The sequence below is a fragment of the Leisingera coralii genome, from assembly GCF_049056525.1.
Classification (GTDB): Bacteria; Pseudomonadota; Alphaproteobacteria; order Rhodobacterales; family Rhodobacteraceae; genus Leisingera; species Leisingera coralii.
Genome location: NZ_JBHUPT010000144.1, coordinates 1 through 802, shown reverse-complemented (window position 1 = coordinate 802; position 802 = coordinate 1). Strand labels below are relative to the sequence as shown.

1 protein-coding gene is annotated in these 802 nt (G+C 63.5%); it reads right to left on the bottom strand.

Annotation, left to right across the window (positions count from 1 at the left end; translation table 11 throughout):
• Position 1 precedes the first annotated feature (1 nt).
• Positions 2-802, bottom strand: an 801-nt coding sequence (locus ACFMBG_RS24145) for an elongation factor Tu (RefSeq protein ID WP_421057176.1), incomplete at its 5' end; no start/stop codon positions are given.

Genomic DNA, 802 nt, shown 5'->3' with positions numbered 1-802 from the left:
ATTACTCGATGATCTTCGACACGACGCCGGCGCCGACGGTGCGGCCGCCTTCGCGGATGGCGAAGCGCAGGCCGTCTTCCATTGCGATCGGCGCGATCAGCTCAACGGTGAACTTCAGGTTGTCGCCCGGCATCACCATCTCGGTGCCTTCCGGCAGGGTCACGGTGCCGGTCACGTCGGTGGTGCGGAAGTAGAACTGCGGACGGTAGTTCGCGAAGAACGGGGTGTGGCGGCCGCCTTCTTCCTTGGTCAGGATGTAGGCTTCGGCTTCGAACTTGGTGTGCGGGGTCACGGAACCCGGCTTGCACAGCACCTGGCCGCGCTCAACACCGTCACGGTCCACACCGCGCAGCAGGGCGCCGATGTTGTCGCCTGCCTCACCGCGGTCCAGCAGCTTGCGGAACATTTCCACGCCGGTGCAGGTGGTCTTCTTGGTGTCGTGGATGCCGACGATTTCGATTTCGTCGCCGACGTTGATCACACCGCGCTCGACACGGCCGGTCACAACGGTGCCGCGGCCGGAGATCGAGAACACGTCTTCGATCGGCATCAGGAACGGCTGGTCAACCGCGCGCTCCGGGGTCGGGATGTACTCGTCCACGGCCGCCATCAGCTCTTTGATCTTCTCTTCGCCGATTTCCGGGTCACGGCCTTCCATCGCCGCCAGCGCGGAGCCTGCGATGATCGGAATGTCGTCGCCCGGGAACTCGTAGGAGGACAGCAGCTCGCGGATTTCCATTTCCACCAGCTCCAGCAGCTCTTCGTCGTCGACCTGGTCAACCTTGTTCATGAACACGACCAG